This window comes from Streptomyces showdoensis, assembly GCF_039535475.1.
In the GTDB taxonomy this organism is placed as follows: Bacteria; Actinomycetota; Actinomycetes; order Streptomycetales; family Streptomycetaceae; genus Streptomyces; species Streptomyces showdoensis.
Map to the genome: position 1 here is coordinate 117,778 of NZ_BAAAXG010000013.1, position 23,272 is coordinate 141,049.

General features: G+C 74.9%; 18 protein-coding genes. 9 read left to right on the top strand and 9 right to left on the bottom strand.

Annotated elements, in window-relative coordinates; all coding sequences use genetic code 11:
• Nucleotides 1–20: 20 nt before the first annotated feature.
• Nucleotides 21–2,972 (bottom strand): amino acid adenylation domain-containing protein, encoded by a 2,952-nt coding sequence (locus ABD981_RS09530; protein ID WP_345528722.1) that lies wholly within the window; start codon nt 2,970–2,972, stop codon nt 21–23.
• A gap of 178 nt (nt 2,973–3,150) precedes the next feature.
• Nucleotides 3,151–4,749, bottom strand: coding sequence for a helix-turn-helix domain-containing protein (locus ABD981_RS09535; RefSeq protein ID WP_046907606.1), 1,599 nt, complete (start codon nt 4,747–4,749; stop codon nt 3,151–3,153).
• Between the two features lie 342 nt (nt 4,750–5,091).
• On the opposite strand from ABD981_RS09535, the gene ABD981_RS09540 reads away from it, so the two are divergent.
• A complete protein-coding gene (locus ABD981_RS09540) occupies nt 5,092–5,355 on the top strand; it encodes a hypothetical protein (protein ID WP_046907607.1) in 264 nt (87 codons plus the stop codon).
• A 28-nt stretch (nt 5,356–5,383) separates the two neighbouring features.
• Here the strand turns inward: ABD981_RS09540 and ABD981_RS09545 are convergent, their stop codons facing one another.
• On the bottom strand, nt 5,384–8,404 hold the full coding sequence (locus ABD981_RS09545; protein ID WP_046907635.1) for an AfsR/SARP family transcriptional regulator: 3,021 nt from the start codon (nt 8,402–8,404) through the stop codon (nt 5,384–5,386).
• 270 nt (nt 8,405–8,674) lie between these two features.
• Between ABD981_RS09545 and ABD981_RS09550 the strand changes: the two genes are divergently transcribed.
• The 4 genes from ABD981_RS09550 (at nt 8,675) to ABD981_RS09565 (ending at nt 12,714) form a co-directional block, all read left to right on the top strand.
• Complete coding sequence (locus ABD981_RS09550; protein ID WP_240495195.1) at nt 8,675–9,130, top strand: nuclear transport factor 2 family protein; 456 nt, start codon at nt 8,675–8,677, stop codon at nt 9,128–9,130.
• Between the two features lie 167 nt (nt 9,131–9,297).
• Nucleotides 9,298–10,509, top strand: a complete 1,212-nt coding sequence (locus tag ABD981_RS09555; protein ID WP_382748554.1) for a 4-hydroxybenzoate 3-monooxygenase — start codon at nt 9,298–9,300, stop codon at nt 10,507–10,509.
• A gap of 128 nt (nt 10,510–10,637) precedes the next feature.
• Nucleotides 10,638–12,422 carry a methyltransferase gene (locus ABD981_RS09560; protein ID WP_240495196.1) on the top strand — a complete coding sequence of 595 codons (1,785 nt, stop codon included), beginning with the start codon at nt 10,638–10,640 and terminating at the stop codon, nt 12,420–12,422.
• Between the two features lie 106 nt (nt 12,423–12,528).
• Nucleotides 12,529–12,714: a CsbD family protein gene (locus ABD981_RS09565; protein ID WP_046907609.1), complete on the top strand. Its 186-nt coding sequence runs from the start codon at nt 12,529–12,531 to the stop codon at nt 12,712–12,714.
• A gap of 75 nt (nt 12,715–12,789) precedes the next feature.
• Here ABD981_RS09565 and ABD981_RS09570 read toward each other — a convergent pair whose 3' ends face one another.
• Both ABD981_RS09570 and ABD981_RS09575 read right to left on the bottom strand, forming a co-directional pair.
• A complete protein-coding gene (locus ABD981_RS09570) occupies nt 12,790–13,182 on the bottom strand; it encodes a hypothetical protein (RefSeq protein ID WP_046907610.1) in 393 nt (130 codons plus the stop codon).
• A gap of 102 nt (nt 13,183–13,284) precedes the next feature.
• Nucleotides 13,285–14,946, bottom strand: a complete 1,662-nt coding sequence (locus tag ABD981_RS09575; RefSeq protein ID WP_046907611.1) for an alpha/beta hydrolase — start codon at nt 14,944–14,946, stop codon at nt 13,285–13,287.
• Between the two features lie 234 nt (nt 14,947–15,180).
• Here ABD981_RS09575 and ABD981_RS09580 point away from each other — a divergent pair, with 234 nt between their 5' ends.
• Both ABD981_RS09580 and ABD981_RS09585 read left to right on the top strand, forming a co-directional pair.
• Entirely contained in the window at nt 15,181–17,166 is a 1,986-nt protein-coding gene (locus ABD981_RS09580; protein WP_046907612.1) for a hypothetical protein, read from the top strand.
• A 44-nt stretch (nt 17,167–17,210) separates the two neighbouring features.
• Nucleotides 17,211–18,254 carry a sulfotransferase family protein gene (locus ABD981_RS09585; RefSeq protein WP_046907613.1) on the top strand — a complete coding sequence of 348 codons (1,044 nt, stop codon included), beginning with the start codon at nt 17,211–17,213 and terminating at the stop codon, nt 18,252–18,254.
• A 75-nt stretch (nt 18,255–18,329) separates the two neighbouring features.
• Here the strand turns inward: ABD981_RS09585 and ABD981_RS09590 are convergent, their stop codons facing one another.
• Nucleotides 18,330–19,094 carry a class F sortase gene (locus ABD981_RS09590; RefSeq protein WP_123954430.1) on the bottom strand — a complete coding sequence of 255 codons (765 nt, stop codon included), beginning with the start codon at nt 19,092–19,094 and terminating at the stop codon, nt 18,330–18,332.
• Nucleotides 19,091–19,624 carry a hypothetical protein gene (locus ABD981_RS09595; RefSeq protein WP_046906666.1) on the bottom strand — a complete coding sequence of 178 codons (534 nt, stop codon included), beginning with the start codon at nt 19,622–19,624 and terminating at the stop codon, nt 19,091–19,093. The genes ABD981_RS09590 and ABD981_RS09595 overlap by 4 nt, the downstream gene beginning before the upstream one ends.
• 518 nt (nt 19,625–20,142) lie before the next feature.
• Here ABD981_RS09595 and ABD981_RS09600 point away from each other — a divergent pair.
• Nucleotides 20,143–21,210, top strand: coding sequence for a right-handed parallel beta-helix repeat-containing protein (locus tag ABD981_RS09600; RefSeq protein ID WP_046906667.1), 1,068 nt, complete (start codon nt 20,143–20,145; stop codon nt 21,208–21,210).
• Nucleotides 21,211–21,264: 54 nt separating this feature from the next.
• Nucleotides 21,265–22,314 (top strand): methyltransferase, encoded by a 1,050-nt coding sequence (locus ABD981_RS09605; protein WP_046906668.1) that lies wholly within the window; start codon nt 21,265–21,267, stop codon nt 22,312–22,314.
• A 118-nt stretch (nt 22,315–22,432) separates the two neighbouring features.
• Here the strand turns inward: ABD981_RS09605 and ABD981_RS09610 are convergent, their stop codons facing one another.
• Nucleotides 22,433–22,765: a TcmI family type II polyketide cyclase gene (locus ABD981_RS09610; protein WP_046906669.1), complete on the bottom strand. Its 333-nt coding sequence runs from the start codon at nt 22,763–22,765 to the stop codon at nt 22,433–22,435.
• A gap of 29 nt (nt 22,766–22,794) precedes the next feature.
• Nucleotides 22,795–23,271, bottom strand: a complete 477-nt coding sequence (locus ABD981_RS09615; protein WP_046906670.1) for an SRPBCC family protein — start codon at nt 23,269–23,271, stop codon at nt 22,795–22,797.
• Between the last annotated feature and the right edge of the window lies 1 nt (nt 23,272).

The window sequence follows — 23,272 nt, forward strand, 5'->3', positions numbered from 1 at the left end:
CGCGGGGCGCGCGCGCGTGGTCAGGAGGGCGGCGGGGGCGGGCAGGGCGCGCTTGTCGATCTTGCCGTTGGGGCGTGACGGGAAGCCGGTCGAGGACGGTGACGTGGGTGGGGACCAGGTGCTCGGGGAGCCGCTCGGCGACGTGCTCGCCGGAGCTCGGCCGGATCGGGGGCGTCCGTGCCGTCGGTCACGAGGTAGGCGGCCAGCCGGTGTTCGTGGACGGTGACGACGGCCTGGGTGACCTGCGGGTGGGAGAGGAGGGCGGCCTCGGTCTCGCCGGGCTCGATGCGGAAGCCGCGGATCTTGATCTGGTCGTCGGCCCGGCCCTCGTAGACGATCCTGCCGTCGGCGTCGAAGCGGGCCACGTCGCCCGTGCGGTAGAGCCGGCCGCCGGGGGTGGTGCCGATCGGGTCCGGGGACGAAGCGGGCTGGCCGTGAGGTCGGGGCCGGCCGAGGTAGCCGTGGGCGAGGCCGTCGCCCGCGACGTACAGCTCGCCCGTGACGCCGGGCGGGCAGAGGTCGAGGCGGGCGTCGAGGACGTAGGCGGGCTTGTTGACGAGGGGGGTGCCGACGGGGATCGACGGATGCGGGTGCTCGGCGGGTGCGACGAGGTGGGTCGTGGCGAAGATCATCACCTCGGCGGGGCCGTAGCCGTTGAGGACCGCGGTCTCCGGCCTGAGCCGCTGCAGTTTGTGGACGTGGACCGGGGAGGCGGCCTCGCCGACGGTGAAGGCGGTGGTGACGGTCTCGAAGGCCTCGGGGTGCTCGTCGACGAGGAAGTTGAAGAGCGTGGCGGAGAGCAGGAGCGTGGTGACGCCGTGGCGGCGGGACAGCTCGGTGACGAGGGCCGGTTCGGGCTTCTGGCCGGGCTGGAGGACGGCGGAGCCGCCGTGCAGGAGCGGGCCCCAGAACTCCAGGCTGAAGGCGTCCCAGGAGACCGGCGAGCACTGGAGGTAGACCTCGTCGGGTCCGGTGGGGAGGTACGGCTGGCCGATGAGGGTGGCGACGAGGTTCCGGTGCGAGGACAGGATGGCCTTGGGGCGGCCGGTCGAGCCCGAGGTGAACATGAGGCAGGCGGGGTCGTCGGGACTGATCGGCACGCCCAGGTCGTCGGCGACGGCGTCCGGGCCGGGGCGTCGCCCGGCGTGGGCGACGGTCCAGGGGCCCTGGGCGCGGGCGGCGAGGTCCGGGGTGCTGACGAGGTGGGTGATGCCCGCGTCGGTCGCGGCCGAGCGGAGCCGCTCCTCGGGGAAGTCGGGGTCGAGCAGGACGTGTCCCGCGCCGGTCTTGAGGACGGCGAGGAGGGCGGTGGCGAAGGGGATGCCGCGGTCCAGCAGGATGCCGGCCATGGCGCCGCGCCCGAGACCGCCGTCGCGCAGCTCGCGGGCGAGGTGGTTGGCGGAGGCGTTGAGTTCGGCGTACGTGACGGTGCCGGCGACGTCGGTCAGCGCGGGGCGGTCGGCGTGGAGCCGTACCTGCTCCTCGAAGCGTGCGACGAGCGTCGTCTCCACCGGCGGCCCGACGGGTCCGGCCCAGGCGCCGGTGAGGAGCTCGCGCTCGTCGTCGCCGAGGAGCGGGAGTCCGGCCACGGTGGGGCTCGGGGGCGCGGCGGCGCTGCCCGCGCCCTCCACGTCCGCCGCGCTGCCCTCGCTCTCCGCCAGGAAGCGGGTCACGAAGGCGGTGAAGCGGTCCTGGTGGGCGGTGACGAGGGCCGGGTCGACGTCCTGGACGGGGGTGTCGAAGTCGATGCGGAGGCCGTGGGCGGGGCCGAGGTCGAGGACGGCGACGCTGAGGTCGTCGACGGGGCCGTTGCTGACGTTGTGGTTGACGGTCGGGTGGCCGCAGACGGTCAGTTCGGCGTGGAAGCCCATGATGTTGAGGACCGGCGTGGCGAGGCGGCGGGTGCCGTCGATGACGCCGGCCTCGCGGCCGAGGTCCTCGTACCGGGTCCGCTGGTGGCGCAGGCCGTGCTTCACCTCGGCGGACACCGTGCGCACCAGGTCGGCGACGCGGTCCTCCGGGCGGACCCGGAGGCGCAGCGGCACGATGTTCGACATCATGCCGGGGGTGCTGCGGGCGGCCCGGGTGGTGCGGCCGGTGACGGGCAGGGCGATCATCAGCTCCTGGCGGCCGGTGACCCGCTGGAGGTAGGCGGCGAAGAGCGTCACGAGGAGCACGGACCAGGAGACGCGGGCGGCGCGGGCGACGGTCCGCAGGCGTTCCGCGTCGGCCGCCGTGACGGGGACGCTGCGGCGGGCGAAGGGCAGTCCGCCGTGCGCGGACGGTGCCCGGTCCCGGCCCCGGACGAGTCCTGCGGGCGCCTCGGGGGCGTCGGCCAGGTGGGTGCGCCAGGCGGCCCGGTCGGCGGCGGCCTCCTCGGAGGCCCGGTAGGCGGCGTCCTCGGCGAGCAGGTCGGCCAGGCCGCCGAACGGGGTGTCGCCCCACGGCTCGCCCGCGACGGCCCGCTCGTACAGCTCGACGAGGCGGGCCAGGGCCATGGAGACGCCGACGCCGTCGACGACCAGGTGGTGGAAGCCGTAGAAGTAGAAGAAGCGGTCCTCCGCGAGCTTGATCAGCGCGCACCTGACCGGGGCTTCGCCGGTGAGGTCGAAGGGCGTGCCGATCAGCGCGTCGATCAGCTGCCAGGCCGCCCGCTCGGGGTCGGCGGCGCCGCTGAGGTCGGTGAAGGCGAGGGTGCGGTCGCCGGCGTCGGCGTCGAGGAGCTGCCAGACCTGCTCGCCGTCGTCCTCGAAGCCCCGTACCCGGAGGAAGTCGGCCTCGTCGACCAGGCGCCGCCACGCCGCCGCCATCAGCTCCGGGTCGACCGGGCCCTGGATCTCCCGGCATTCGCCGACGTTGTACTTGACGCCGGTGGGGTCGAGGAGGTGGGCCGTCCAGATGTCCCGCTGGGCTACCGAGAGCGGCAACCGGACGGCGGCCGGTGCGGAGGCGACGGGCTTGTCGAACGGCATGGGGGCTCCTGGTGGGTGACCGGGGTCGGTGGCCTGCGGGGGCTGCGGGGACTGCGGGGACACGGCGCGGGCGGCCGCCGCGTTCGGCGGCCGGGCAGTGGCCATACAACCCGTGCGCGGGCCCCGCGAGCGGCAGTTGATCCGGCGGTACGGCAGCGGATCGGCGGCGCGGCGGCAGTCAGGCGGCAGGGGCGGGGGCAGCGGCGGGGGCGTCCGCCGCCGGGGCGCAGGGCCCGCCGGCCGGGGCCAGGGCGGCGCGGACGACGCACAGCACCCGGAAGCCGGAGCGGCCGTGGTCGGTGCTGGGCCGGATGACACCGCCGATGAGCAGGGCGCGGACCATGCGGCCGCCGTCCGGGAGGGGCCTGCCGGTGAGCCGTACGACGTCGTCGAGCCCGAAGTCCGGCGCGGCGGAGGCGTCCTGGGCGGCGCAGAGGGCGGTGAGGAGCTGCCGCTGCTCCGGCGGGAGGGCGTCGAGGGTGCGGGCGACGCGGTCGCGGAGGCGGGAGCCGCTGTGCCCGTCGGCGAGGTGGTCGAGGACGGCGGCGGGGTCGGTCTCGACGATGCCGCGCAGGGTGGGCAGGTCGCAGACGCTGAGCCAGGAGGCCGCGGCGGCGAGCGCGCGGGGGTGTCCGTCGAGGCGGTGGGCGATCCAGGCGGTGTGGGCCAGGGTCTGCTCGTCGGGGAGGAGTTCGGGCCGCACCCGGCGGAGCCGGGCGAGGAGGAAGCGTACGGCGGGGGCGTCCGCGCCGGCGCCGGGGACCGCGGGGCCGGCCGGGAGGGGGGCGTCCAGGGGGGCGAGGAGGAAGAGGCGCTCGCCGGGGACGTTCCAGGGGGTGTCGGACGTGAGGAGGAGGCGCAGGCCGGGGAGTTCGCGGCGGAGCCGGGTGAGGCGGGCGAAGTCGAGCCGGGCGGGGTCGACGCCGTCGAGGACCAGGAGCACGTCGCGGTCGCCGAGTGCGGCGGCGAGGGCGGCGGGCGGCAGATCACCTGTGGAGGCGGTGCCGCCGCCGGGTCTCTGCCCGTGGGCGGGGCCGTGCGGGTCCTGCGGGTCCTGCGGGCCGTGCGGGTCCTGCGGGCCGTGCGGGTCCTGCGGGCCGGTCGCGGCGTACGAGGTGTACGCGGCGGACTGGCCGGGCCGGGCGTGCGGCAGGGCTCCGTGGGGCCGTGCGGCAGCGGCGTGGGCGCCGGGGGCGCCCGCTCCCTGGAGATAGGCGACGCAGTCCGTGACGAGGTCGGCGAGCGGGGTCTCGTCGGCGGGGAGGCAGTCGGTGACGGCACCGGGGGCGGTGTGCCAGAGGACGGGGAGGCCGCTCTCGTGCAGGCGGGCGGCTGCCTCCAGGGCGAGCCGGCTCTTGCCGACGCCGCTCAGGCCCACGACGGTGACGAGCCGCTCCGCCCCGGAGTGGAGCTCCTCGGCGAGGATCAGGGCCTCGGCCTCGCGGCCGATCAGCGGGTGCAGGGGGACGGGCGGGGCGCAGCGTTCGGGCAGGAGGTGCCGGCCGGCGCCGCCCTGGTGGCCGCGGGAGACGGACTCCTCCAGGGCGGTGCGGGCCCGGGGGCCGAGGCGGAGGGCGTCGGCTATCAGCCGGATCGTGTCGGCGCGGGGCCGCAGGGCCTTGCCCTTCTCCAGGTCGCGGATGGCGCGGACGCTGATGGTGGAGAGGTCGGCCAGTTCGCGCTGGGTGAGGCCGATGCGGAGGCGGTGTCCGCGGATGAGGGTGCCCAGAGCGGCGGTGGCCGTGGGCGTGCCCTCGGGGGAGAGACCGGTCGTCATGGAGAGCTCCCGCTGGTCAAGTGGCGGCGAGGGCCGGGAGGCGGCCTGGTCAGGACCGCTTCCGGGGGCCTCGCCGGTTGCTGGGAACCATCCTCCGAACCGGCCTATCCGTGGGGCATCCCGCCGCTAACCGGCATCGGGGGCGAGCCGGGCGTCCCGGCGGTGGCCGGTGATAGCGCGGGGGGACCCGGGATAGGGGTGCCGGGGGCCGTGATAGGGGTCGGGGTGCGGTGATAGCGGGGTGATAAGGCCGGGGCCGGTGCGGTGAATCCGCCCGTTCCTAAGTTGGTGTCCAGAAGGAAACGCCAGCCCCGAACGAGCCCGACCGAGACGGAGAATCCGATGTCGAAGACCGCCGCCGCCACCCGTACCGCCCTCCGCGCCGCCGTCACCTCCGCGCTGATCGTCCTGGTGACGGGGGCCGGCCTCCAGACCAGCTGGGCCGACGAGCCGGTCCCGGCGACGGGCACCCCGGGCACCTCCGCCACGGCGAGCGTCACCACCCCGCCGGTCTGCGACCCGGCCGGCACCGGCACCACGGGCACGGGCACCGGTGGCACGGGCACCGGCACCCCGACCTGCAACGAGAACAACCCCTGGGACTGACCCCGTACGACGGGGGGGGTGCCGCCCCTCAGCAGGCGCCGAGCAGTCGCTCCGCCTCCGTGAGCTCCCGGGCCATCCGACGGTCCCGGAAGACCTCGACCGCCGGAGTGAGCAGCTCCCGTGAGCGCCCCGGTTCGGTCGTCAGGAGCCGTGCGAGATCCAGGCGCGCGAGAGCGCCCCCGCTAAAATCCATGATCTGCTCCCGCGCCGACACGGCGCGGTCGAAGAAGTCCCGGGCCCGGTCCGGCCGTCCCATGACGGTGAACGCGTGGCCGAGGTCCCGCAGCAGGTGCCCTTCCCCGATGACGTCGCCGGAGTCCCGGCAGAGTTCGAGCACGTCGGTGAAGGTGAGGACCGCCAGGTCGCTCCGGCCCTGTTCGAGGAGGAGCTGGCCGACGCGCCGCAGGGTGCGTGCCCGGCCGCCCGCGTAACCGATGCCCTCGTAGATGTCGAGTGCCTCGTCGAGCTGTCGCTGTGCGGTGTCGGTCTCGCCCTGGCGCATGCGGATGTGGGCGCTCTGGGTGAGGACGATCGCGCGGCCGACGACGTCGCCGGCCCGGTCGAAGTCGGCGAGGGAACGTCCGTAGAGCTCCAGTGCCGTGGTGTCGTCGCCGCCGCTGCGCGCGATCAGCGCCATGTCGCGGCGGCAGAGCGCCTCGCCCATGGGCTCGTCGAGGGCCTGGAAGACGTCGAGGGCCGAGTTCAGGGCCTGGCGGGCGGTGTCGTACTGGTTGCGGCTCATGTAGAGCGAGCCGAGGGATGCCCGGATCGCTGCGGTGCCGCGCAGGTTTCCGGCCTTGCGGACGGCGGCGAGGGCGATCTGGTGGGTCCGCTCCCAGAGGTCGTAGTGGCCGCGCACCTCGAAGAGGGTGACGAGCGAGGTGGCGAGGTCCCAGCTGAGGTCGTGCAGGCCCTCCTCGGCGGCGTGCTCGACCATCCCGCAGAGGGCGCCCTGTTCGGCGTCGAGCCAGGCGAGCGGGTCGGCGAGCGCCTCGTCGGTGTAGGCGGCCGGGGGCTCCCAGCGGGGCGCGTCGCCGTGCAGGACGGTGAAGTCGCCCCCGTACACCTTGCGGTGGGCCTGCTGGGCGAGGTGCATCCAGCCGCCGGCCATGCGGGCGAAGGCGGCCTTGCGCTCCTCGGGCGGGTGCTGGACGGCGAGCTGTTCGCGGGCGTACACGCGGATGATCTCGTGGAAGCGGTAGCGGAAGCCTCCGGTCTCCATGCCCGCGACGTCGAGCATCTGGACGTCGACGAGGGGTTCGAGGAGGTCCGAGGGGAAGGGCCGACGGTCGTCGAGGAGGGCGCCGGCGAGCCAGCTCGGCAGGGTGGGCGCCTGGGCCATGCTGAGCAGCCGCAGCAGTCCGCGGTCGCTCGGGGCGAGTCCTTCGTAGGTGAGGGAGAGGCTGGCGCGCATGGTCATCTCGCCGTGGGCGAGTTCGTCAAGTCGGTGCCGTTCGTTGGCGAGCCGGTGGACCATGGAGGCGAGGGTCCAGTGGGGCCGGGCGGCGAGGCGGGCGGCGACGATGCGCAGGGCGAGCGGGAGCCGCCCGACGGTGCGGACGAGGGCTTCGGCGGCGACCGCCTCGCCGGTGACGCGTTCCTCCCCGATGATGCGGGAGAGCAGCTCCAGCGCGCGGTCCTCGTCGAGCACGTCGAGCTCGACGCGGTGGGCGCCGGGGAGCGCGGTGAGGCGGGCGCGGCTGGTGACGAGGACGGCGCAGCCCCGGCTGCCGGGGAGCAGCGGGAGGACCTGGCCCTCTCCGGCGGCGTCGTCGAGGACGACGAGGACGCGGCGGGAGGCGAGCCGGGTGCGGTACATCTCGGCGCGCTCGTCGAGGGATTCGGGGATGAGCTGGCCGGGGATGCCGAGGGCGCGCAGGAAGCGTCCGAGGACTTCCACGGGGGTGGCGGGGGCTCCGGTGGTGCCGCGCAGGTCGCAGTAGAGCTGTCCGTCGGGGAAGCCGGTCTCGGCGAGGGCGTGGGCGACGTGCACGGCGAGGGTGGACTTGCCGGTCCCGGGCTTGCCGGTGATCGCGGCGAGCGGGACGGTGCGGCGTCCTTCGCCGCCGGCGAGGGCGTTCTCCAGGGCGGCGAGGCGTTGTCCGTCGGCGACGAAGTCGGCGATGTCGGCGGGCAGCTGGTGGGGGACGGTGTCCTGGCGAATCGTTTCAGCGGTGGCGGGCGCGGGTGTCTCGGCGGGCTTCGGGGACCGCTCCGCGCGTGCCTCGGGTGCCGGTCCGTCGGGTCTCGCGCCCGGGGCGGCGGGCCCGGAGGCCCCCGCGGGTCTCGCGGCGGCGTGCGGTGCGGCGGCGTTCGGCGGCGGGAGTTCGCCCGCGAGGATGGCCGCTTCGAGCTCGCGGAGTTCGCGGCCGGGTTCGAGGCCGAGCTCCTCGGCGAGGTAGCGGCGGGCGGTGCGGAAGGCTTCGAGGGCCTCGGCCTGGCGTCCGGACCAGTAGAGGGCCTGGATGAGCTGCCCGTGCAGCTTCTCGCGGAGCGGGTGCTCGTGGGTGAGGCGCTGGAGCTCGCCCACGAGCCGGTCGTGGCGGCCGAGTTCGAGCTCGATGCGGATGCGGAGTTCGACGGCGGCGAGCCGTTCCTCGTTGAGCTGGCGAGCCTTGTTGGCGAGCGGGCCGCTGTCGAGCCCGGTGAGGCATTCGCCCTGCCAGAGGGTGACGGCGGATCTCAGCAGGCCGACGGCCTCCTCTGCCTCGCCGCTCTCGCGCAGCGCGCGGGCACGCTGGACGAGGCCGGTGAAGAGGGCGGCGTCGACGTTCCCGGCACCGGTGTGCAGCACGTATCCCGGGGGCCTGGTGACCAGGGTGACCTCGCCCTCGGCCCCGGCGAGCAGCTTGCGCAGCCGGGACACGCAGATCTGCACCTGGGTGCGGGCGGTCTCCGGCGGGTTGTCCTCCCAGATGAGGTCCACGAGCTGGCTGGTGCTCACCACCCGGTTGCTCTCCAGGAGCAGCGCGGCGAGGATCACCTCCTGCCGGCCCGGCGGGACGCGCAGCGGCCCGGCGACCCCCTGGACCTGGAGCGGCCCCAGCACCCGGAAGGTCAGGCGCGGCCCGCCCTGCACGCCCTCGTCCGCTAACCCACCGGCGGCAGCAGCCACTGATCCCCCACCCACCCAGAAGAATCGACACGCCAGGACCAGACCGGACCACGCCGGGATGTCAGGCTCAAGTGAGGACAGTCTCCACATCTCTTCCCCACCTGTCCATGCCGTGAAGATCTCGGCCGGGGATAGGCAGGCGATAACGAGGAGTTGGGGAGGCGCCGCAGAATCCTGGAGCGAGAGTGAAGGGGGTTTGCACCGTTGAACAGCCATGACGACACGGGGACCGTGTGGGCCGACGGGACGGGGGCCGACACGGGGACCGTGTGGGCCGACGGGACGGGGGCGGTGGATCTGGTGACCGCCGCGGGGATCGACCACGTGCGGCTGGTCTACGACTACCTCGACGCGGGCGATCTGGACGGCTGCGCGTCGCTGCTGCACGACGCCGTGGTCTTCGAGCTTCCGGGGCTGCCGCCGGCCCGGGGTCGCAGCGCGGCGGTACGGGCGCACGCGGGGCACGTGCCGCCGGCGGCCCGCCACGAGCTGGAGCACCTGCTGGCGCGGGACCGGACGGTGATCGCCACGGGCCGCCGGGTCCCGGCACCGGCGCCGTCCGGGCCCGCCCCCGCGGGCCACCGCTTCGTCGACGTGTTCACCATCGCCCCGGACGGGATGGTCCGCGCCTGCGTGCGCTACTACCACGCGGCTCCCTGATCGGAGCTAGGCGCTCCGCTTCTACGGTCGGCGACCGTCCGCCACGCGTCGGCCGTTCGGACGCCGCCCGCGCGAAGAAGTCCCGGAAGAATCCTTTTCTCATGCTTTGCTGCATTCAGGTGAATCCTGACGATCTTGGTTCTTCCGGGTGCTTAGGATCCCTCGTTGTGACAGACAGTCAGTACGCCCGGCCCGCCGCCGAATCGGCCGATGTGGTGATCCTCGGAGCCGGTCCGGCCGGACTGGTGCTGGGCAACCTCCTCCTCCGCGCCGGCATCGACTGCGCCGTCCTGGAACGCTCCGGACGCGACGACCTCCGCCACCGGCAGCGGGCGGGCTTCCTCGCGCCGAACACCGTGCGGATCCTGGCCCGCAACGGGCTGGACGACGGCCTGCGCCGGCACGGACAGGAGCACCGGGTCTGCGAGTTCCGCACCGAGGACGGGCGCTTCCGCCTCGACTACGGGCGGCTCGGCGACAAGGAGCCGCACACCGTCTACCCCCAGCACGAACTGGTCGCCGACCTGCTGGCACGGTTCCTCGGCGCCGGCGGACGGATCCGCTTCGACACCGAGGCGCTCGCCGTGTCCGACGCCGACGGCCCGGACCCCTCGGTGACCGTACGGGAACCCGACGGGCGTCCGGGGCGGTGGCGGGCGCGGTACGTCGCCGCCTGCGACGGGCGCCACGGGGCGGGCCGGCGCTCGCTGCCGCCCGGCTCCGTCCGCCACTACCGCCGCGACCACGGGGTGTCCTGGCTGGGCCTGCTCGCCGAGGCCCCGCCGAGCCTGGACGCCGTGGGCTACGCGGTCCACCCGCGCGGCTTCGCCGGCCACATGGCCCGCTCCGCCGAGGTCACCCGCTACTACCTGCAGTGCGCGCCCGGAACCCGGGCCGACGCGTGGAGCGACGAACGCGTCTGGGACGAGCTCGACAGGCGCATGCGCGCGCCCGAGTACGGCCCCCTCACCCGTGGCCGGCTCCTCCAGCGCACCGTCGTCGACCTCCGGTCCGACGTCCTCGAACCGCTGCGCCACGGCGCGCTGTTCCTGGCCGGCGACGCGGCCGCGCTGATCAGCCCGTCCGCCGCCAAGGGCGCCAACCTCGCGGTCCTCGAGGCGGAGCTCCTGGCCCACGCCCTGACCGCGGCGCTGACCGGCGGTGACCGGGCGGCACTCGACCGCTACTCGGACCGGTGCCTGGCCCGCATCTGGCGCGCGCAGGAGTTCTCGCACTGGATGATCGGCCTCCTGCACGAGGTCCCGGGCCCCGAGGGGTCCTCGCCCTTCCAGGAGCGCATGCGCCGGTCGCGGATCGCCGCGCTGCGCGACTCGCCGACCCAGCAGGACTGGTTCGCCGAGAACTACGTCGGCATCTGACGATCTATCACCTCAGTTGCGCTGGAGCGCACTTCACTTCTCCCAGCTCTCTCTCCCTTCCCCCTTCCCCCTTCCCCCTTCCCCCTTCTCACTTCTCCCTCTCCCCCTCCCCCGACCACGGACAGGCGATGCACTCCCCACGTCCCTCCACCATGCCCCTGCCCATGCCCGCGACCGGCATCCCCGCGCCCACGGCGACGGCGGTCGACTCCAACACCGACGCCGACCGGCTCGGCGCGACGGCCGCCTTCGTACGGGACCAGGACACCTCCGTCCTGCTCTCCCGGGTGCTGCCCGGCCTCGACGGCCCCGACCTGCGGGCCCTCACGGACCGCTGCGCCTTCGCGCACGCCGCCGTGCTCGTCTTCCCGACCGACGAGCACTCCCTGCGGGCGCAGTTGGCCGCCTGCGGGCTGTCCCCGGAGGTGTCCGCGCAGCCCAGCGTCGTCGTCCGCGACCGCCTCGCCGCGCGCCATCACCGCAACCCCGCGGATCTTGACGTAAGGATTCTCCGCCCCACGGTCCGCGGCCCCGGGGGCGAGCACCGGGCGGTCGAGGTGTTCGCGCTGACCGTGCCCCCGGGATCGGCGCTGCGGGGCATCGCCGAGGAGGAACGCCGACTGGACCGCGAGGCGCATCTGGCCTTCGACGTCGCGCACCCCGACCCGCTGGTGCTGCGCGGTCTGCTGGCGGGGTTCGCGCGGCACGGAGCGACCGCCGACGGCGGCGGCTACAACCCGCACGAGGACGGCACCGTCTTCTACTTCACGGCGCCCGTCGGCACCAAGACCCCTTACAGGAGGGTGGAGTTGTACGCGCGGGGCGACCACCGTGACGTACTGGCCGAGCACCTCGCCGAGCCGTTCACCGCGGCGTCCGCGCCCCGGCACCCCGGTGATCCGCAGGCGGCGGAATCACTGCTGCGGCTGCTCACCGGCGCCTGGACCACCCAGGCCCTCACCGCGTGTGCGCGGCTGCGGCTGCCGGAGGCCATGAGCCGCCACACCGGAGCCGGGGTCCACGAGCTGGCCCGAGCCGTCGACGCCCATCCGGAGAGCCTGGCCACCCTGCTGCGGTACCTCGCCATGCTGGACGTGGTCACCGAAGGCCCGGACGGCTACCGCCTCACCGGTGTCGGCGCCCTCCTCGCCGCGGAGACCCCGGGCTCGATGCGGCCCCTGGCCCTGATGTACGGCGGGCCCTTCTACCAGTCCTTCGCCCACCTCACCCACACCGTGCGCAGCGGTCTGCCCGCCTTCGACCACTTCTTCGGCGAGAACCACTTCGACCACTTCGCCGCCGACCCCGAACTCGCCGCGCTGTTCGACCAGTCCATGGTGTCGAGCGCCCCGATCTTCGACGCCCTCCCCGCCCACCCGGTGCTCGCCGCCGCCGCGGCCTCCCCCGGGCGCCCCCGTACGGTCGTCGACATCGCGGGCGGCACCGGGGAGCTCCTCGGCCGCATCCTCACCGACCACCCCGCGCTGCGCGGGGTCCTCCTCGAACGCCCCCAGGTCCTCGCCGCGGCCCGCGACCACCTGGCCGGCACCGGGGTCGGGGAGCGGTGCGCCTACCACGCGGGCGACTTCGCGGACGTCCCCGACGGGGGTGACGTCTATGTGCTCTCCCGTGTCCTGCACGACTGGGACGACGACCGCTGCCGGAGCATCCTGGCCTCCTGCTCCGCCGCCATGCCCCGGCACGCGGACCTCCTGGTCGTCGAGCGCCTCCTGCCGGCGGACGGCGGTTCCTCGCTCGCCACCGCCTGGGACCTCCACATGATGTGCAACACCGGCGGCCGCGAGCGGACCGCCGACCACTACGCCCGCCTGTTCGAGGAATGCGGCCTCGTCCTGGTCGGCCACAGCCCGCTCGCCCTCGGCGCCCACACCCTCCACGCCCGCAGGGCCTGACCGGCCGGCCGGTCCGGAGCGTCCCCTCCGGACCGGCCGACGGGCACTCCGGAACGCACCCGCCTACCGTGGAAGGGGAGAACCGACGCTCGGAGGGACCACCGCCATGAGCGGCGCCATGGACAAGGCCAAGGGCAGGCTCAAGGAGATCACCGGAAGGATCACCGGCCAGGAGCGCCTCGAAGCCGAAGGCAAGGCGGACCGGACGAAGGCCAGGATCCGCGAGAAGGCGCAGAGCATCCGGCACCGCGCCGAGGGGGTCCTGGACTCGTTCCGGCACGACCACCGGTGACGCACCGGACCCGCCGCACCGGACCCGCCGGTCCGGGCCTGCCGGTCCGGACCCGGACCGTCTCCGCACCGGCCGCTAGACGGCGAAGAACTCCTCGGGCGCGTCGTCGAGGACGAATCCGTTGTCGAGGCGGACGCGGGCCGTGACGCGGACCTTCTGCCCTTCGTAGGCGATCCACGCGGGCTCCAGGGCGCCGACCTGTTCCTCCAGGCGGATCCTGCTGGCCGGCGGCATCTGGTGCCCGTAGGAGTCGTGGAGCGCCTTCAGACGCAGGAACTCCTCGGCCTCGGGGCTCGGTTCCCTGCCGTGCTCGACCACCCGCTCGACGGTTCCCTCGACACCCGCCGCCAGGGCCAGCGAAGCGCCGCCGAAGCCCGCCTCCGCCGGGGGCTCCCCGGCCGGTGCCACCGTCCCGTTCCACACCAGGTCGGCCGCCAGCCGCACCCGCCGGCCCACGCTCAGTTCCATCGGTCCTTCGTCTTCCTCGTCCGTCGGAGCAGGATCATCCCACGCCGAAGGCGGGGCCCCGTCGCGCGGAGCCCCGCCCTCGGCGGTCCGGCCGGAGTGCCGTCAGAAGCGGTCCTGGCCGATCGGAAGGCGCTGCGGGACGCCCGGCAGCGGGTGCCCGGTGGAGCGGTGGGCCTGCGCGGGCGAGGTCCGGCAGCTGAGGTCGGCGGCCGGCAGGCGGCCGGTGACCAGGTAGGCGGTGGCGGTGGCGTCGGCGCACGACCCCAGGCCGTAGACGCCGTGGCCCTGGCCGCCGAGGACGGTGACCATCCGGGCCCCCTTCAGGGCCCGCCGCAGCCCCTGCCCGCTGACCAGGGGCGTCTGGGAGTCCCACTCGTTCTGCAGGACGAGGGCGCCGACGGAGTTGCCGACCTTGGTGGCCGGCTCGGCGCCGGGCCCCCAGAACGCGCACGGCTTGATGTTCGACGCGAAGTCCCCGTACAGCGGGTACCTGGCCTTGTCGCGGATCGCGTCGCGCCGGTACTGGGCCGGGTCACGCGGCCACGCGCGGGTGTCGGCGCACACCACGGACCAGAAGGCCACGTCCATGTTGTCCGCCGGGACGGCGGGCGGGACGGGCGCGGCCGGAGCGGCCGCGGTGCGGGCGAAGGTCGGCGGTACGGGGGCGAGCGAGGAGCCGCGCCGCGCCGGCGCCGGGGTCCGGCCCTCGGCGGCGGCCTTGAGCCGGACGACCGCCTCGCTCGCGTACGTCACGTCGAAGAACGCGCCGCGCCCCGCGAGCCGGATGTCGTCGCCGCTCAGGGCGGCGCCGTCGAGCTCGATCGGCTTGCGGTCCGCCTGGGCGACCAGCGCCCAGAACGTCGCACCGACCTCGGCGGGGGTGCCGCCGAGCCCGTACGTGGCGTTCCGCTCGGCGGCCCAGACGGTCCACCGCGCGAAGGCCGGTTCCGCGCCCTCGGCCCACACCTGGATCATGCCGCGCCAGATCCGCTCCGGGTCGACCGCGCTGTCGAGGACGAACCGGTCGGCTCGCTTCGGGAACATCTGCGTGTAGACGGCTCCCAGATAGGTGCCGTAGGAGTAGCCGAGGTACGAGATCTTCTTCTCGCCGAGCACGGCACGGACGACGTCCATGTCGCGGGCGGTGTTGCGGGTGGTGATGTGGGGCAGGACGGCGCCGTTCCGCGCCCGGCACTTCTCCGCGACGGTCCGCGCCCATCGGACGTCCTTCTCGAAGGTCGCCGCCTTGTACGGGCGCTGCCACGCCGTGTCGGCGTCGTTCAGCCCGCAGCCCAGCGCGGAGCTCCGGCCGACGCCCCGGGGGTCGAAGCCGATCAGGTCGTACCGCTTCTTCACGTCGTCCGACAGCATCGGCGCCATCCAGAGCGGCATGTCGAGGCCCGGCCCGCCGGGCCCGCCGGGGTTCAGCAGCAGCACACCGCGCCGGTCACGGGCGCTGGTCGCCTTCGTCCGGGACACGGCGAGGTCGAGCGTGCGGCCGTTCGGGCGGGCGTAGTCGAGCGGCACCTTGATCGTCGCGCACTGGTACTCCGCCGGCCCCTGGGCGTCGCAGCGGCTCCAGCGCGGCTTCTGCCGCGCGAAGCGCGCGAGCGGGTCGGCCGACGTGGTGGCGGCGCTCGTGGCGGCGGTCGCGCCTGCCGTGGCCGCCGTTCCGGCCGCCGAGGCGACGGCGGGGGTGAGGGCGGGAAGGAGCGTCGCGGCGGCGCCGAGGGCCACGACGGACGCTATTCGTGTGCTTCGCACGGTGATGGAGATCCTCGCGTGAGGTGGGCGTTCGGTCCCAAGAACCCTTACTCACCACCGACTTGTCCGAATCCCCCCGAAGGACGGCATCCCCTCCCCCCAGAGGACGACGCTCCTTCGGCCAACGAGGCCGGAACCGCACCGTGCGGCCCGACGACGGTTCCGCGCGGTGCGGGGCGGGACCCGGTCACAGGTCCGAGGTGACGTCGTCCCCGCGGGGTCGTTGGCCCCTGTATGCAGTCCCCTCAGACGAACGACACGACCGATCGCACCACCTCGATACCCGCCCCGCGACCGCCCTCCCGGGACGCGGCCGAGGCCGCCCTGGTCGAGCACTACCCCTCCCTGGTACGGCTGGCGCACCTGATCCTGCCGCCCGACCTCGGCCGCCACCGCCGGGTGCTCGCCGCCCACGCCCTCGTGCAGCGAAGCCTCGGGCGGGCCGGGGGCCTGCCGCGCGGCGGTACGGGAGGGCGAGGCGCCGGAGCCCCCGGCGAGGCCCGGCGGGTCCCCCGGTCCCGTACCGGCGGGGAGCCCGGAGGGTCCGCCCACGACTGGCTCCGCGCGCGCGTCGTCCACGACGCCCTCCGGCCGCCGCTGCGGGTGTCGTTCGGCGCGGCCCTGCCCAAGGTGCTCGGCCTGCGCCTCTTCCCCCGGGCCGGCGGTACCGACGAACTCGCGCTCGACCGGGCGCTCGCGGCGGCGGCTCCCGCGACCCGCGCGGCGCTCGCCCTGACCGCCCTCGAAGACCTCGCTCCGCCCGCCGTCGTCGCCCTGCTCCGCGGGGCGGGCGTGGCCGAGGCGGGGCGGGCCGCCGCGGAGGCCGAGCGGCTGCGCGCGGCCTGCGGCCCCGATGTCGCCGAGCTGCTGCGGCGACCCGAGTTCGATCCCTGCACGGTCCATCTGCGCCCGACCGACCTGCTGCGCCGGGGGCGGCGCGTCCGGCTGGCCGCCCTCGCGGGCGCCGTGGTCCTGCTCGCCGGAACCGCCGTCGGCGTCCTCGACGGACCGCCCGCGACTCCCCCGCGTACGGCGGCGTCCGCGGTCTCCGGCGAGGTGGCGACGGGTCTCCCGGTCCGCGTCCCGGCCGACCGGTGGGCCGACACCTCCCGGGTCGACTTCACCGCCTGGCCCGCGCGCGGCGACCGCGCCGACGACCGGGCCCTGATCCGGCGGGCGTTGACGGAGTGGACGGGCGGCGGGCCCCTCGCGGCCGGCTCCGAGGCTCCCTCGCTGCTCTACGCGGGCACCGTGGACGGGGCGGCCGTCGTCCTGCTCCACACCGGCCGCACGCTGGTCCGCTACACCGAACCCGGGCCGGGGCCCGGGAACGGCCGGCCGGCGCTGGTGCGGACCCGGGCCGACGACGGCGACGTGACGACGGCGGCGGCCGTCGTCCTCGCGCGGACGGGGAACCGCACCCGGTATCTGCTCGCGCCCTGGGTGGCGGAGGCGGGGACGCGGGACCTCGGTGCTCCCGGTTCCCCCCTGCGGCCCCTGCGCATGGCGGCGGACGGCGCCACCGAGCCCTTGGCGGACGCCGAACCGACGGCCGCCGCGCCCGGTTCCTGCGCGCGGGTGACGGCGCTCCAGCTCCGCTCGTCGACGCGGATCGTGGAGGACCACGCCTTCCTCCTCGCCGACCTGGGCGGCCTGGTCCCGGCCCATCTGACCTGGACGCCGCTGCCCGTGCCCGGTGAACCGGCGCGCCGGCCGCGCGAGGCCACGGGCCCGCTCGGCCTCGCGGCGTGGGCGCGCTCGGCGTGCTCGCTCGCCCGGCTCCGGGACGGCGGCGTCCGCTCCGTCAACCGCTGGGAGTACGCCGCGCAGGAGCTGCCCGAGAAGGCGGGGCGCGCGGTGTGGGTCTGCGCGCGGGCCGACACCTGGGAGGGGCGGGGCACGGCGGACATCACCCTGGAGGTGCCGGGACGGACCCTCCCCGTCACGACGGTGCACCGGACCGCCGCCTGCGGCCGGTTCGGGCAGGACGTCCTCGCGGGGGCGTACTGGTCGGCGCCCGGCGGAACGCGCTACGTTCTCGCGGCGGGCAGCCGACGGGTCGTGGGCGTCACCGCCACCGGTGGCGTCAGCGCCGGCGTACCGGGACGGCTGCTCGCCGTACGCGCCGACGGGGCGGCACCGCTGCGGCTCGCCGGAAGGCTTCCGGAGGGCGCGTCGCTGCCCGGCTGGACGGACCGTTCGGTGGAGGGCGGCGGGTGAGGGACGGGCCGGCGCAGGAGGACGGAGGAGACGGTGGAGCGCGCATGCGGAGTCTGACGTTCGTCGTGGGGACCGGCCGGAGCGGGTCGACCGCGCTGTCCCGGATCCTGTCCGCCCACCCCGAGGTGCTGAGCCTGAACGAGTACATGGCCTCCGTCGGAAGCACCGCCTTCCCCGGGCACCCCGTGGGCGGGGCGGAGTTCTGGCGGGCGCTGGCCGAGCCCACCCCGCACTTCGCGGGGCTGCTCCGCAGCGGGCTGGCCCTGCCCGAGTTCCTCTACACCCGTCTCCCCGGGGGGCGTTACGACGCCGTCGGCGGCATCCCCGCCCTGTCGCTGATGGTCCTGCCGCACCTCACCGACGACCCCGACGGCCTCCTCGACGCCCTCGCGGGCACCGTGTCCGCTTGGCCCGAACGCAGCCCGGCCGCGCACCACCGGGCCCTGTTCGACGACCTGTGCGGCCGGCTGGGGCGGACCCATGTGGTGGAGCGCTCCGGCTACTCCACCCCGTGGGCCGCCCTCCTGCGCCGCACCTTCCCCGAGGCCCGCTTCGTGCACCTGTTCCGCGACGGCCCCGACTGCGCCCTGTCGATGAGCCGGCACGTGGGCTACCGCACGATCATCCAGCTGCGGGAGATCGAGGACCGGTGCGGCGGCACCCCCGTCGCAGAGCTGACCGCCGAGCAGGTCCGCGGCCTGCCCCCGCACCTCGCGGCCCTCCTCGGCGAGACCTTCGACCCCGCGCTGGTCGACGACCGGCCCCTCCCGGCGGCCGCGTTCGGCGAACTGTGGTCCACCCTGGTCGCCGACGGCGTCGCCTTCATGGGCTCCCTGCCCGCGGAGCGCGGTGCCGACCTCGCCTACGAGGACCTCCTCGACGACCCGGCCGGGGAACTGACCCGGCTGGCCGAGTTCATCGGCGTCACCCCCGACTCGGCCTGGCTCCGGGACGCGACGGCCTCCCTCGACTCCGGCCGTCGGGGCGCGGCCCGCACGCTGCCCGCCGGCGAGCGCACCGCACTGGAGCGGGCCTGCGCCCCTGGCGCCCGCGCCCTGGCCACGGGACGGGGGGAGTTCAGGACCTAGCGCCGTGGTGCAACGGACGCGCTTCCGCCGGCCGGGGCCGCGCGCCGGGGCGGGGCCGTCGGCGGGGCGGGCGCTCTAGTCCGCCCCGGTCAGCGTCGCGTACACCACGGTGTTGGCCTGGTAGCCGGTGTCGCTCGACCAGGAGCCGCCGCAGGTGATCAGCCTCAGTTCGGGGCGGCGCGAGGCGCCGTAGACCTTGTCGTCGGGGAAGTGGTCCTTGGCGTGGAGTTCGACGGCCTCGACCGTGAAGCGGGCCGTGCGGCCGTCCTGGCGCTCCACGGCGATCTGGGCGCCCCGGGCCAGGGTGTCGAGGCGGTGGAAGACGGCCGGTCCGAACGGGGTGTCGACGTGTCCGGTGACGACTGCGGTGCCGGGGGCGCCGGGGGTGGTCCCGTCGGCGTACCAGCCGGCCAGGGTGGGGGCCGTCGCGGGCGGGGGCTGCAGCACCCCGGCCGCGTCGAGTTCCAGGCGCGTCAGGAGGGCGTCGACCCCGATGGCGGGGATCCGGATCCGTACCGGGGGCGATGCGGGCAGCGGCCGGACTCCCGCACCGGGCGCGCCCTGGGCCGTCGGCGGACGGGCGTCGGAGGCCGTCGACGCCGTGGCCGGCGGGGCGCCGGGGTCGTCGCGCAGCGCCTGGCTCAGCAGCAGGGTCCCGATGAGGGCGGTCCAGACGAGGGCCTTCGGGGAGGGCGCGCGCCGGGGCTGCGGGCCGGGCCCGGAGTCCGGCCCGGGGGTGCCGGCTCCGCGCCGGTCCGGGCCCGCCCCCGGCGTCCGGCCCCGCTGCGGGGCCGGACGCCGGGGCGGAAGGCCGCTGCCCGGGGGCGGTCGTATGGTCATGCCGAGGCGCCGGTGCGGGAGGCGCGCCGGCGGGCTCGGATCACCCCGCCCGCGACCGCGCCGCCCAGGAGCAGGCCGCCGAGGGCGAGCGAGGTGGCGCTGTCGTCGGCCTGGTCGGCTCCGGCGGCCCAGCCGAAGCCCGCCGCGACGGCGCCGTGCGGCCGGCCGGAGATCTGGTACGTGACGGTCTGCTTGATCCGCGGCGGGCACTTGAGGGTCACGGTGTCCGTGCCGGAGGCGGCGTCCTCGGGCACCCGGAACTCGCCGGTGAGGACGCCCGGCCGGTTGCCGGCGAACAGGTGGAACTGCCCGGCCACCTCCGACTCGCCCTTGCCGTAGGTCTCCTTGCCGCAGGCGGAGGTGCTGACGGTGACGGTGCTGCCGGGGTACGCCTTGCCGGGGTTGATGCGGACGGATCCCGTGGACTCGCCGGCGGCGGGCTCCCCCGCGACGGCCAGGGCGGCGGGTGCGGACAGGGCGAGGGCGCCGGCGACCAGGGCGATCTGGAGACCGTGACGTGCGAGACGCATGCTTTTCTCCTTGTGCGGAGCCTTCTCGGCTCTCCCTATGCGGAGCCTTCGGCCGGCGTGCCTGCGCGGCGTCTGTGCTGTGCTCCGTGCACGAGGGAATAACCGGCTCGTGATCTTCGCAACGCGAGCGGCCGGCGCAGGTGTCCCCCGGTCGGGCTGCCGCGGGCTCCGTACGCCGCCGTCTCCCCAGGTCAGTGTGGGTGTGCGGGGCAGGGAGAAATCGACGGTCCGTCAGTGGCGAACGGGCTAGGGGGCCTTCACCCCAATCCGTCGGACGGGTGCACGGGCGGGCGGACCGCCGGAACCCGGGGCGGTGCCCCGTACGGGATCGGGCGGGCGGGCCGCCGCAACCCGGGCGCTGCCCCGTACGGGAAGCATCCGGTGACCCGTACGGAAATCATCCGCTGCCCCGTCCGGGAATCATCCGGTGACCCGTCCGGCGGCGCATCCGGGGGACGGGGCGCCCGCCCGGGCGATCAGTGGTGGCGGGCCGGAACGGGCGCTCATAGCTTCGCCGTATGACGAAGCGACAGATCGCCCACCTGGCATGCACCGCGGCTGTCGTGGCCTCGGGGCTGGGTGCGGCCGCACCCCAGGACGACCGAGTCACGGTGCACCGGGTGAAGCCCGGCCAGTCCATCCAGCGGGCCGTGGACGCCGCACGGCCGGGGGACACCATCCTCCTCGCCCCCGGCACGTACCGCGAGAGCGTCCGCATCACCACCTCCGGCCTGACGCTGCGCGGCTACGGCGTCTCCCCCACCGTCCTCGTGCCGGCCGCGGCGCCGGCCGCCGACGACGCGTGCGCGAAGGCCGGCAACGGCCTCTGCGTGACCGGCACCCGGGACCGTCCCGTCGAGCGCGTCACGGTGCGCTCGCTGACCCTGAGGGGCTTCGCGAAGAACGGTCTGTGGGCCTCCTGGACCGACCGGCTGAAGGTCCAGCGGGTGACCGCCGAGCAGAACGGCACCTGGGGCATCGCTCAGGAGCGCTCCGAGCGCGGGGTGTTCACCCACAACACCGCCCGCGACAACGGCGACGCCGGGCTGTTCCTGGCGAACACCGTCGACGCGGAGCAGGGCGCCACCGACACCAAGGGCGCGCGGATCAGCCACAACCGGCTGTCCGGCAACCGGATCGGGGTGACCGTGCGGCGGCTGCGGAACCTGACCGTCGAGCACAACGACGCCACCGGCAACTGCGCCGCGGTGTTCGTGGTCGGCGACGAGTCCACCCCGCGCGCCGGGGCGATGACCCTGCGCCGCAACCACATCCACGCCAACAACAAGCTCTGCCCCAAGACGCCCCGGCTGCCCTTCCTGCAGGGCTCGGGGATCGTCCTGACCGGCACCGAGCAGACCCTGGTCGCGGAGAACCGGGTCGTGGACAACGTGGGCGCCTCCCCGCTCTCGGGCGGCATCGTGCTGTTCAAGAGCTTCGTGGGCGCCCACAACGAGCACAACGACATCCGCGACAACGTCGTGCTGCGCAACGGCACGGCGGACCTGGCCGACCGGGACACCGGCAAGGGCAACACCTTCCGCGGCAACACCTGCGGGGTCTCCGAGCCCGCGGGGATGTGCTGACCCGGATCTCCCCCGCTCCCCCACCCACGGCACGACAGCAAAGGCGAGGCATCCATGACGACTGTTGATCCGGCTCCGAGGCCCGTTGACCCGGCTCCGCCGGCCCCCATGCGGCTGCGGGAGCTCGTGTTCGGGGCGGCCTGCGCCGCCGCCGTCCGCGCGGCCGCCCGTCTGGGCGTGGCGGACGCCCTGGGCGAGGAGCCCATGACCGTCGAGGAGCTGGCGGTGGCGGTGGAGACCCGGCCGCAGACGCTCCGTCGGCTGCTGCGGGCCCTGTCCTGCCAGGGCGTCTTCACGGAGCTGCCGGACGGCTCCTTCGCGCACACCGAGATGTCCCGGCTGCTGCGGGAGGACGACCCGCACAGCCTGCGGTACATCGCGCTGTGGTGCACCGAGCCGTGGACCTGGGACGTCTGGCCGAAGCTCGACGAGGCGGTGCGCTCCGGGCGGAACGTCTTCGAGGACGTGTACGAGAAGGAGTTCTTCCCGTACCTCAACGAGGAGGCGCCGGAGTCGGCGCACGTGTTCAACCGGGCCATGACCACGTCGAGCCGGCAGTCCGCCCAGGACGTCGCCGAGCTGCTCGACCTGTCCGGGGCTTCCTCGGTCGCGGACATCGGGGGCGGTCAGGGGCACGTCCTGGCGAGCCTGCTGGAGCGGCACCCCGGGCTCGAGGGCACCCTGCTCGACCTGCCGGGCGTGGTGCGCAACGCGGATCCGCGGCTACGGGACGGCGGTGCGCTGGCCTCCCGGGTCCGGGTCGTGGCCGGTGACTGCCGCGAGGACATCCCGGTCCGCGCGGACGTGTACATCATCAAGAACATCCTGGAGTGGGACGACGACAGCACCCGCCGGGCGCTGGCCAACGTCCGGCGGGCGGCGCCGTCCGGCGCCCGGGTGGTCGTGATCGAGAACCTGGTGGACGACACCCCGTCGATGCGGTTCACGACGGCCATGGACCTGCTGCTGCTCCTCAACGTGGGCGGGGCGAAGCACACCCGGCAGAGCATGGTCGACCGGCTGACCGACGCGGGGCTCGTCATCGACGACATCCGTCCGGTCAACGCCTACCTGCACGCCTTCGAGTGCACGGTCCCGTCCTGACGTCCCCCTGACGTCCTCCCCGGCGTCCTGACGACCGACGTCCCCCCGACGTCCCTGGGCCGCCCGCTCCGCGTCTGTCGCGGAGGGGCGGCCCAGGGACGTTCGGCCGGTGGCCCGGTCAGGAGCCGGCGTCCCGATCCCACCGGTAGAAGCAGTGCGCCATGGCGTCCTTGGGGCTGCGCCAGGTCTCCGGGTCGTACGCGCTGACGTACGCCGCCAGCTTCTCGCTGGTGTCGCGGAACTCGGGGTGCCCGGTCAGCCGCGCGATGGCCGGCGACGGGTCCCGCTCCGACTCGATGAGGTGGAGGTAGACGTCACCGAACTGGAAGAGGCTCCGTCGGTGGACGCCGACCAGGTGCGGGAGTTCGCCCCGGTCGGAGGCGGCGAACACGTCGGCGATGGCCGGCGCCGAGCCGGGTGCCATGCGGGCGACGATCAGGGCGTGGTGCATCGAGTGTCCTTCCTGGTTCCTGGAGACGGTCAGCCGCGGACCGGCGCGTGCGGGCGCTCGCGGGCGACCTGCTCGATGCGGTCCCGGATGAGGGCCATCTGGGTGCGGGAGTTGCGGTTGATGTTGTCGGTCATCCACGCGTCGTCGACCGGGGCGTCGGGCTTCATCGCGAAGTCCTGCACCCAGCGCATGCGGACGCCGTCCGGCAGTTCCGCGTACTCCCACCGGATGTTCATGTGGGCGAAGGGCCCGGTCTCGACCCGGTGGGCGCGGACGGAGCGGGCCTCGCGGTCCACCGTGCGCTCCGACACCCAGCTCCAGACCTTGCCGTTGTCGTCCGGGTGCATGGTCAGGCGGAAGGTGGTGGTGTCGCCCTCGCGGGAGAGCACGTCCACGGAGGCGTACTCGCTGAAGAGGCGGGGCCAGTTCTCGATGTCGTTGGTGATGTCCCAGACGAGGTCGAGGGGGGCTTCGATGGTGATGCTGTTGTCGGTGTGTCCAGACACG

What these genes read in the sequence shown, in the direction of transcription:
- ABD981_RS09530 (WP_345528722.1), bottom strand. Translation starts at nt 2,972, where the DNA reads ATGCCGTTCGACAAGCCCGTCGCCTCCGCACCGGCCGCCGTCCGGTTG.
- ABD981_RS09535 (WP_046907606.1), bottom strand. Translation starts at nt 4,749, where the DNA reads ATGACGACCGGTCTCTCCCCCGAGGGCACGCCCACGGCCACCGCCGCT.
- ABD981_RS09540 (WP_046907607.1), top strand. Translation starts at nt 5,092, where the DNA reads ATGTCGAAGACCGCCGCCGCCACCCGTACCGCCCTCCGCGCCGCCGTC.
- ABD981_RS09560 (WP_240495196.1), top strand. Translation starts at nt 10,638, where the DNA reads ATGCACTCCCCACGTCCCTCCACCATGCCCCTGCCCATGCCCGCGACC.
- ABD981_RS09565 (WP_046907609.1), top strand. Translation starts at nt 12,529, where the DNA reads ATGAGCGGCGCCATGGACAAGGCCAAGGGCAGGCTCAAGGAGATCACC.
- ABD981_RS09570 (WP_046907610.1), bottom strand. Translation starts at nt 13,182, where the DNA reads ATGGAACTGAGCGTGGGCCGGCGGGTGCGGCTGGCGGCCGACCTGGTG.
- ABD981_RS09580 (WP_046907612.1), top strand. Translation starts at nt 15,181, where the DNA reads ATGCAGTCCCCTCAGACGAACGACACGACCGATCGCACCACCTCGATA.
- ABD981_RS09585 (WP_046907613.1), top strand. Translation starts at nt 17,211, where the DNA reads ATGCGGAGTCTGACGTTCGTCGTGGGGACCGGCCGGAGCGGGTCGACC.
- ABD981_RS09590 (WP_123954430.1), bottom strand. Translation starts at nt 19,094, where the DNA reads ATGACCATACGACCGCCCCCGGGCAGCGGCCTTCCGCCCCGGCGTCCG.
- ABD981_RS09595 (WP_046906666.1), bottom strand. Translation starts at nt 19,624, where the DNA reads ATGCGTCTCGCACGTCACGGTCTCCAGATCGCCCTGGTCGCCGGCGCC.
- ABD981_RS09600 (WP_046906667.1), top strand. Translation starts at nt 20,143, where the DNA reads ATGACGAAGCGACAGATCGCCCACCTGGCATGCACCGCGGCTGTCGTG.
- ABD981_RS09605 (WP_046906668.1), top strand. Translation starts at nt 21,265, where the DNA reads ATGACGACTGTTGATCCGGCTCCGAGGCCCGTTGACCCGGCTCCGCCG.
- ABD981_RS09610 (WP_046906669.1), bottom strand. Translation starts at nt 22,765, where the DNA reads ATGCACCACGCCCTGATCGTCGCCCGCATGGCACCCGGCTCGGCGCCG.